This is a genomic window from Micromonospora sp. D75 (assembly GCF_018070405.1).
Classification (GTDB): Bacteria; Actinomycetota; Actinomycetes; order Mycobacteriales; family Micromonosporaceae; genus Micromonospora; species Micromonospora chalcea.
In genome coordinates, this window is the sequence record NZ_JAGPXV010000223.1 from 1 (window position 1) to 8523 (window position 8523).

The window sequence follows — 8523 nt, forward strand, 5'->3', positions numbered from 1 at the left end:
GCGCGTGGCGAGCAAGTCGGTACGGGTCCGCGAACTGCTGACCCGCGTGCTCGGCCGCCCCGGCTGGCAGGGCGTGATGGCCTTCACCCTGCCCGAGGCGGTCTGGCTCGCCCGCTCCGGCGTCAGCGACGACGTGCTGGTGGCGTACCCGACGGCGCACCGGGCCGGCCTGGCAGAACTGGCCGCCGACCCGGCGCTCGCCGACGCGGTGACGCTGATGGTCGACGACCCCGCCCAGCTCGACCTGATCGACCAGGTCTGCCCACCCGCGCGCCGCCCCGCGCTGCGGGTCTGCCTCGACCTGGACGCCTCCTGGCGGCCGCTGCGGGGCCGGGTGCACGTCGGCGTGCGTCGCTCCCCGGTGCACAGCGCCACGGCGGCCGGCGCGCTCGCCGCCGCCGTCGCCGCCCGGCCGGGCTTCCGGCTGGTCGGCCTGATGTCGTACGAGGCGCAGATCGCCGGTCTGGGCGACGCGCCACCCGGGCAGGCGGTGCTCGGCTCGGCGATCCGGGTCGCGCAGCGCGGGTCGTACCGGGAACTGCTGGCCCGCCGCTCGGACGCGGTCGCCGCGGTACGCGAACACGCCGACCTGGAGTTCGTCAACGGCGGCGGCACCGGCAGCGTGGCCGCCACCAGCGCCGACCCCGCGGTCACCGAGGTCACCGCGGGCTCCGGCCTGTACGGGCCGACGCTGTTCGACGCGTACCGTGCCTGGCGGCCGACCCCGGCGGCGTTCTTCGCCTGCGCGGTGGTCCGCCGCCCGGCGCCCGGGCTGGCGACGGTGCTCGGCGGCGGCTGGATCGCCTCCGGCCAGGCGGCGAGCAGCCGGCTGCCCCGGCCCTGGCTGCCGGACGGCCTGAAGCTGCTCGGCGCGGAGGGCGCCGGTGAGGTGCAGACGCCGCTCGCCGGGGACGCCGCGGACGACCTGCGGGTCGGTGACCGGGTGTGGTTCCGCCACGCCAAGGCCGGCGAGATGTGCGAGCACGTCAACGAGGTGCACCTGGTCGACGGGGACGCGGTGGTCGCGACGGTGCCCACCTACCGGGGCGAGGGCCACGCCTTCCTCTGACCCGCCGCCGGCGTGACGACGGCGGGCCCCGGCGCACCCGGGAACCCGCCGCTCGGCGTGCCGCTCAGCCCTGGGACACGGCCTCCGTGGGAGCGTTGACCTGCCGGTGCAGGTACTCCCGGATGAGGGCCTTCGCCTCGACCAGCACCCGCTCGTCGCCGTCGGTGCGGCGGCGGAAGGCCAGCTTGATCAGGGCGTCGGCCGCCTCGACCGCGACCTCCAGGTGGAACCGCAGGTCGGGCACCCCGGCCAGGCCGAAACGCTCGGTGAGCACGCGGGCGAGCTGCTCCGCGATGACCCCGTTGTTGTCCCGCTGGTCGTCCAGCAGATGCAGGTCGACCACGTCGCCGAAGTGCAGGGTACGGAAACCGGGGACGGTGCGGTGCATCGAGATGTACTCGTCGATCGCCGCGTCGACGCCGTCCCACCAGTGTGTCAGATCGTCCGACGCGAACCGCTCGTCGAGCCGCTGGAGGTAGGACTCCATGGTCCGCAGCGTCAGCGCCTGCACGATGGCCCGCTTGTCCGGAAAGAACTGGTACACCGACCCGATCGCCACCTCGGCGCGCTCGGCGAGCAGGGTCGTGGTCAGCCCTTCGTACCCCACCTCGTCGACGAGCTCGGCGCAGGCGTCCAGCATCCGCTGGACCCGCGCGACACTTCGACCCTGCACCGGTACCCGACGCAGCGGCCCGGTCGTGGCGGCTGGTGTGGACACTCGGCGCCACCCCCCTTCGACGGATGAACATATCTGCACGTCACGAGTCTGTGACTACCGGTACAACGAGCCGGGCTCGATTGCGGTATTTACCAGGCACAACGTTCCTGATATGAATTCAGTTCATATTCATGTCGAGGAGTGGCCGCGATGACCGGTACCACCGCCACCTGGTCCAACTGGGCCGGCAACCAGCACAGCTCCGCGCTCCTCACCGTGCGCCCGCGTAGCGTCTCCGACGTCGTCGAGGCGGTCCGTCAGGCCGCCGCGGCCGGCCGGACCGTCCGGGCCACCGGCAGCGGCCACTCCTTCACCGCCACGGCTGTGGCCGACGGGCACCGCATCGACCTCGCCGAACTGGAGACAGACGTCAGCGTCGATGTGGCGCGCCGCCTGGTCACCGTACCGGCTGGAATGACGTTGCACACGCTCAACGAACTGCTCGCCGGGCACGGCCTGGCGATGCCGAATCTCGGCGACATCGACGCCCAGACCATCGCCGGCGCGCTCTCCACCGGCACCCACGGCACCGGGGCGAAACTGGGCTGCCTGTCCACCTTCGTGGCCGGGCTGACGCTCGTCACCGGCACCGGCGAGGTGCTGCGCTGCTCGGCCGAGGAGAACCGCGACGTCTTCGACGCCGCCCGGGTCGGGCTCGGCGCGGTCGGCGTACTGGTCGAGGTCACGCTGCGCTGCGTGGACGCCTTCGTGCTGCGCGCGCACGAACGCCCCGCCCCGCTCGCCGAGGTGCTCGACGACCTGCCCGGCCTGTACGAGGCGCACGACCACGCCGAGTTCTACTGGTTCCCGTACACCGACCGGGTGCAGGTCAAGACCAACGACCGGGTACCCGCCGACGACCAGCCGCTGCCCGGCTGGCGCGGCTGGCTCGACGACGAGTTCCTCTCCAACACCGTCTTCGCCGGCGCCTGCCGCCTCGGCCGCGCCGTACCCGCCCTCGCCCCCACGATCAGTGCCGTCTCCGCCCGCGCGCTCACCGAACGCACCTACACCGGCCGTTCCGACCAGGTCTTCTGCACACCACGCCGGGTCCGCTTCGTGGAGATGGAGTACGGCCTGCCGCGCGAGACGCTGCCCACGGCGCTCGCCGAGCTGCGCCGGATCGTGGAGCGGCTGCCGTTCAAGGTGCTGTTCCCGGTCGAGGTGCGGTTCACCGCCGCCGACGACATCTGGCTGTCCCACTCGTACGGGCGGGACTCCGCGTACATCGCCGTGCACCAGTACGTGGGCATGCCGTACGAGCCTTATTTTCGCGCGTTCGAGCAGGTGGCGACGGAGCTGGGTGGCCGCCCGCACTGGGGCAAGCTGCACTGGCGCGATGCGGAGTCGCTGGCCACCGCCTACCCGAGATTCACGGACTTCCAATCCGTCCGCACCCGCCTGGACCCCCACAACCTTTTCCAGAACCCGTACTTGACCCAGGTCCTGGGCTCCTGAAGATCTTGGTACGAAGACGCCCATCGAGGGGCGTCTTCGTACCAAGATCTCGGCGGTTGTCCACAGGGGCAGCGTGACGGGTGCTGTTCGGGTGGGGTTGCCGGTGTGGAGATGCCGGGGGACGACGCGGGGGAACTGAGCTGGTTGCTCTTCCGTCAGGCGCGAGTGCTGGGTGCGGCGCAGGCTCGGCGGTTCCTGTCCGAGAAGACGATCCGGCACCGCATCGCCAGCGGGCGCTGGCGGCAGGTGCACCCCCGGGTCTACGTCACGCACGACGGTCCCGTCGGCCCGGATGAGCGGCGCTGGATCGCGGTGCTGGCGGCTGGACCGGCCGCGACATTGGGCGGGCTCACCGCAGCCCAGTGCTGGGGGCTCAGGCGCTACGAGAGCCGACTCATCCATCTGCTGCTGCCGGCCCGGCACCAGACCCGGGCGATACCACCTGGCGTACGGGTCCACCGCACCACAGTGCTACCGCCGGAGGACGTGCTCGCGATCGGCCGGCCCCGCCGGACCATGCCGGCCCGCTCGCTCGTCGACGCGGCGCAGTGGGCAGCGACCGACGAGGAGGCACGGGCCGTCATCGCGGCGGGCTTCCAGCAACGCCTGGTCTGGGGCGACGACCTGCACCGGGTGCTGGAACGGCTTCCCCGGGCGCGTCGCCACCGCCTGATCCTGACGACCGCCACCGACGCGGCGGGCGGCGCCCACTCCCTCGCCGAACTCGACTTCCTCGATCTAGTCCGGCGGGCCGGGCTACCCGAACCGTCTCTCCAGGTCGTGCGGCGAGACGCCACCGGGCGGCGGCGCTACCTCGACGTCTGGTTCGAGCGGTGGCGTGTGCACGTCGAGATCGACGGCGGGCAGCACTTCGACCCGAGGACCGCCTGGGCGGACATGCAGCGGCAGAACGACGTCTGGTCCACCGGTGACCGGGTGCTCCGCTTCCCCGCCTGGGCCGTCCGCACCGACCCCACCCGTGTGATCACCCAGTTGCGTGCCGCCCTGCGATCCGCAGGCTGGCCCGGCTGAGATCTTGGTACGGAAACGCCCTTCCAGGGGCGACTCCGTACCAAGATCACTCGTTCGGGGTTGAGGTCGCCTTCTTGGGGGCCGCCTTCTTCGCGGGGGCCTTCTTCGCCGCGGTCGTCTTCTTGGCGGCCGTCGTCTTCTTGGCCGCCGTTGCCTTCTTGGCCGGGGCGGCCTTCTTCGCGGCCTTCTTCTTCGGGGCCGGGCCCTTCGCGCGCTTCTCGGCGAGCATCTCCGACGCCTGCTCCAGCGTCAGCTCCTCCGGCGTCTGCCCGCGCCGCAGCGACGCGTTGAACTCGCCGTCCGTGACGTACGGCCCGAAGCGCCCGTCCTTGATCACCAGCGGCTTCTCGGTGAGCGGGTCGTTGCCCATCTCCCGCAGCGGTGGCGCGGCGGCCCGGCGCTGGCGCGTCTTCGGGGCGGCCAGCAGCGCCAGCGCCTCGTCCAGCGTGACGGTGAACATCTTGTCTTCCGAGTCCAGCGAGCGGAACTCGTCACCGCGCTTGACGTACGGGCCGTAGCGGCCGTTGTTGGCGAACACCTCGGTGCCGTCCGGGGCCACGCCGATGAGCCGGGGCAGGCGCAGCAGCTGCAACGCCTGCTCCAGGGTGAGGCTGTCCGGCGACTGCGAACGCAGCAGCGACGACTTGCGCTCACCGCTGGCCACGTACGGGCCGAACCGGCCGGACTTGAGCAGGATCGGCTCGCCGGTCGACGGGTCGTCGCCGAGCTTGCGCTCACCGCCGCCGCCGAGGAACAGCTCGTGCACCTTCTCCGGGGTCAGCTCGTCCGGCGCGAGGCCCTCCGGGATCGGCGCCCGGTCGCCCTGCGAACCGCCCTCCTCGCCCTCACCCTCACCCGAGGCCGAGCCCGAAACCGAGGCCGAGCCCGAAACCGAACCGGGGAGCGCCCGCTGCAGGTACGGCCCGTACCGGCCGACCCGGACGACGACCTCGCGGCCCTCGTCGTCGGTGAACAGCGGGATCGAGTTGACGCTGCGCGCGTCGATCTCGCTGAGGTTCTCGGTGACCAGCTTCTTCAGGCCACCGGCGTGCGCGATGGCCTGGTCGCCGGCGCCGTTGGTGCTGCCGAAGTAGAAGGAGGTGAGGAAGTCGACGGCGGCGTGGTCGCCACCGGCGATCTCGTCCAACTCGTTCTCCATGCTGGCCGTGAAGTCGTAGTCGATCAGGCGCGGGTAGTGCCGCTCCATCAGCCCGATCACCGCGAACGCCAGGAACGTGGGGATCATGGCCTGGCCGCGCTTGGTCACGTACCCGCGGTCCTGGATCGTCTGCATGATCGACGCGTACGTGGAGGGGCGGCCGATGCCCAGCTCCTCCAGGGCCTTCACCAGCGACGCCTCGGTGTAGCGCGACGGCGGCTGGGTGTGGTGGCCCTGCGCGGCCAGCTCGTCGGCGGTCAGCGGCTGATCCTTGACCAGCGTGGGCAGCCGCCGCTCGGCGTCCTCCGCCTCGGCGTTCTCGTCGTCGCTGGACTCGACGTACGCGCGCAGGAAGCCCGGGTCGGTGATGGTCTTGCCGGTCGCCCCGAAGTCGGCCTCCTCCTGGGCGGAGGAGACGGCACGGATGCGCACCGACACGCTGGAGCCGACCGCGTCGGTCATCTGCGAGGCGATGGTGCGCCGCCAGATCAGCTCGTAGAGCTTGTACTCCTCGGCGGACAGCTCCTTGGCCACCTCGCCGGGGGTGCGGAAGTTGTCGCCCGCCGGGCGGATCGCCTCGTGCGCCTCCTGCGCGTTCTTCACCTTGCCGGTGTAGCGGCGCGGCTCCGGCGGCACGCTGCGCTCGCCGTACAACTCGACGATCTGCCGGCGGGCCGCCGCGATGGCGGTCTCGGACAGGTTCACCGAGTCGGTACGCATGTAGGTGATGTAGCCGTTCTCGTACAGGCGCTGCGCGGTGCGCATCGTCTGCTGCGACGAGAACCGCAGCTTGCGGGCCGCCTCCTGCTGGAGCGTGGAGGTGATGAACGGCGCGTACGGGCGGCGACGGTAGGGCTTCTCCTCGACCCGGGTGACGGTGAACGGCCGGTCGGCCAGGCGGGCGGCCAGTCCCCGGGCCCCGCCCTCGTCGAGGTGGACGACACCCGCTCCGGCGCGAACACGACCCGTGGTCGGCTCGAAGTCCTTGCCGGTGGCGATCCGGTCACCGTTCAGCGCGACCAGCGTGGCGTTGAACGTACGCGGGCCCTCGCCCGGCTTCGCCACCGCGAGCGTGGCCAGGATGTCCCAGTACTCGGCGGTGCGGAACGCCATCCGCTGGCGCTCCCGCTCGACCACGATCCGGGTCGCCACGGACTGCACCCGGCCCGCCGACAGCTTCGGCATGACCTTCTTCCACAGCACCGGCGAGACCTCGTACCCGTAGAGGCGGTCGAGGATGCGCCGCGCCTCCTGGGCGTCGACCAGGTCGCGGTCGATCTCCCGGGGGTTGGCCACCGCGGCCTGGATGGCCGGCTTGGTGATCTCGTGGAAGACCATCCGCTTGACCGGCACCTTGGGCTTGAGCGTCTCCACCAGGTGCCAGGCGATGGCCTCGCCCTCGCGGTCCTCATCCGTCGCCAGGAAGATCTCGTCGACCTCCTTGGCCAGCTTCACCAGCTTGCTGATCTGCTGCTTACGGTCGGCCGACACCACGTAGAGCGCGTGGAAGCCGTTGTCGACGTCGACGCCGAGGCGCGCCCACGGCTCACCCTTGTACTTCGCCGGGACGTCGGCGGCGTTGCGGGGCAGGTCCCGGACGTGGCCGAAGCTGGCCTCCACGACGTACCCCGGGCCGAGGTAGCCCGAGATCGTCTTGGCCTTCGCCGGAGACTCGACGATGACCAGACGGGTGGTTCCAGCGTTGCTCGGCACGTCTCTCCCCGACCTCACTCCTACGCCATGCCCGCTTCGGGCCGTGTTGCGCCACCCGGACCACGGGCGGTCCGGATGTCCAACGTAACGCGCCGTCCGCGTTCCGGGTTTCGTGGGCGGCAAACGGGCCGCTCTCCCGGCCACCGCCGGCCGCACCCTGCCGGACGGCGTCACGGTACACCGTGGGTAGGGCGGCAGGCGTGTCACTGTGACGATCGCGTACACCCGGCGGAGCCGTCTCCGGGTGTCCGGGTTCGGACACCGGACGGTCAGCCGGGCGCGCCCGGCCACTCCGCCGCCGGCGCCGTGACCGGCCGTTCCCCCACCAACTCGGCGAGCCGCGACATGCGCCGCCCGCCGATCCGGAACGCGGGCCCGCCCTCGTCCGGCTCCACGAACGCGGCCGGCAGGCCGACCGCGGCCAGCGCGGCGCGGACCACCGGCCAGCACGGCTCGTCGGCCGGTCCGAGCCGCAGCCGGAACCCGGCCGGCTCGGCCGTCCCGGCCGCGGCCGCCCAGAGCCGCAGCCGCCGCCCGTCCAGGTGGAATCGGGCCGGTGGCCGTTTCACCGCCCCGCGCAGCCAGGCCCGCGCGAGCGGCGCCAGCATGCTCGTGTACGCGGTACGCACCCGGTGCCGCCCGTCCTCGGTCGGCTCCCAGCTCGCCGGCACGCCCCGGGCACCCAGCTCCGCCACCAGCACGTGCACCCGCCAGGCGGCGTCCACCACCACGGAGATCCGGGCCGTGCCGCCCATCCGCCCCACCTCACCCGGCCCGGCGAGCAGGCCGGCGAGATCCGCCAGCACGGGATCGGCCGCCTCGGTGGAGAACAGCGAGGGCTGGCGGGCCGGGTTCGGGGTGGGAGGGGTCAGCGACACTCCGGGACCTCGTCGAAGGCCTCTTTCAGCTCGGTCGAGTTGAGCTTGCTGGTGTCCAGCGCGCTCGCGTCGTACTCCTTGTTGAGCGTGTCCACGGCGGCGCGCACGCCGTCGTAGAACGGACCGGCCTGGGCGGTGTCGAGCCCGTCGATGGCGGACCGGGCCCGGCCGTACGCGTCGCGCATCTTGCTCAGCGACCCCAGGAACCCGGCGGACACCTCGGCGCCGTGCTCGGCCTCGGGCACGCCCGCCTCCTCGACCTTGCGCCGGGCCGTCTCGCTGGCCTGCTCGGCGCCGGCGAAGAGCCGGACCAGGTTCTCCTTGGCCTGCGCCGGAGTGGTCTGCGCGGTCATCTGCTGCTGGGTGCTGCTGGTCAGCTTGGAGATCTCCGCGCGCCACGGGGTGAGCGCCTGGCACACCGACGCGGCCCAGACCCGGGGGCTCGGGCCGCCGCCGCACCCGGCGACGACGAGGACCAGCGTGGCCAGGACCACCG

The 8523-nt window shown here is 72.3% G+C and carries 7 protein-coding genes; 3 read left to right on the plus strand and 4 right to left on the minus strand.

Annotation, left to right across the window (positions count from 1 at the left end; all coding sequences use genetic code 11):
• Window positions 1-1069 (plus strand): alanine racemase (locus KBX39_RS15395; RefSeq protein WP_210871189.1); only part of this gene is annotated, 1069 nt, incomplete at its 5' end.
• Window positions 1070-1133: 64 nt separating this feature from the next.
• Here the strand turns inward: KBX39_RS15395 and KBX39_RS15400 are convergent.
• Window positions 1134-1709, minus strand: a complete 576-nt coding sequence (locus KBX39_RS15400) for a TetR family transcriptional regulator (RefSeq protein WP_030503760.1) — start codon at window positions 1707-1709, stop codon at window positions 1134-1136.
• 219 nt (window positions 1710-1928) lie between these two features.
• Between KBX39_RS15400 and KBX39_RS15405 the strand changes: the two genes are divergently transcribed.
• Together KBX39_RS15405 and KBX39_RS15410 are read left to right on the plus strand one after the other, a co-directional pair.
• Window positions 1929-3245 (plus strand): D-arabinono-1,4-lactone oxidase, encoded by a 1317-nt coding sequence (locus tag KBX39_RS15405; RefSeq protein WP_210871191.1) that lies wholly within the window; start codon window positions 1929-1931, stop codon window positions 3243-3245.
• A 111-nt stretch (window positions 3246-3356) separates the two neighbouring features.
• Window positions 3357-4277, plus strand: coding sequence for a DUF559 domain-containing protein (locus tag KBX39_RS15410; protein ID WP_210871193.1), 921 nt, complete (start codon window positions 3357-3359; stop codon window positions 4275-4277).
• A 46-nt stretch (window positions 4278-4323) separates the two neighbouring features.
• On the opposite strand, the gene topA is transcribed toward KBX39_RS15410, so the two are convergent.
• The 3 genes from topA to KBX39_RS15425 form a co-directional block, all read right to left on the minus strand.
• Window positions 4324-7149 carry a type I DNA topoisomerase gene (gene topA / locus KBX39_RS15415; RefSeq protein WP_210871195.1) on the minus strand — a complete coding sequence of 942 codons (2826 nt, stop codon included), beginning with the start codon at window positions 7147-7149 and terminating at the stop codon, window positions 4324-4326.
• Window positions 7150-7418: 269 nt separating this feature from the next.
• Window positions 7419-8027, minus strand: coding sequence for a hypothetical protein (locus tag KBX39_RS15420; protein WP_210871197.1), 609 nt, complete (start codon window positions 8025-8027; stop codon window positions 7419-7421).
• Entirely contained in the window at window positions 8018-8521 is a 504-nt protein-coding gene (locus KBX39_RS15425; protein ID WP_210871199.1) for a hypothetical protein, read from the minus strand. Before KBX39_RS15425 ends, KBX39_RS15420 begins: the two co-directional genes overlap by 10 nt.
• Window positions 8522-8523: the final 2 nt, after the last annotated feature.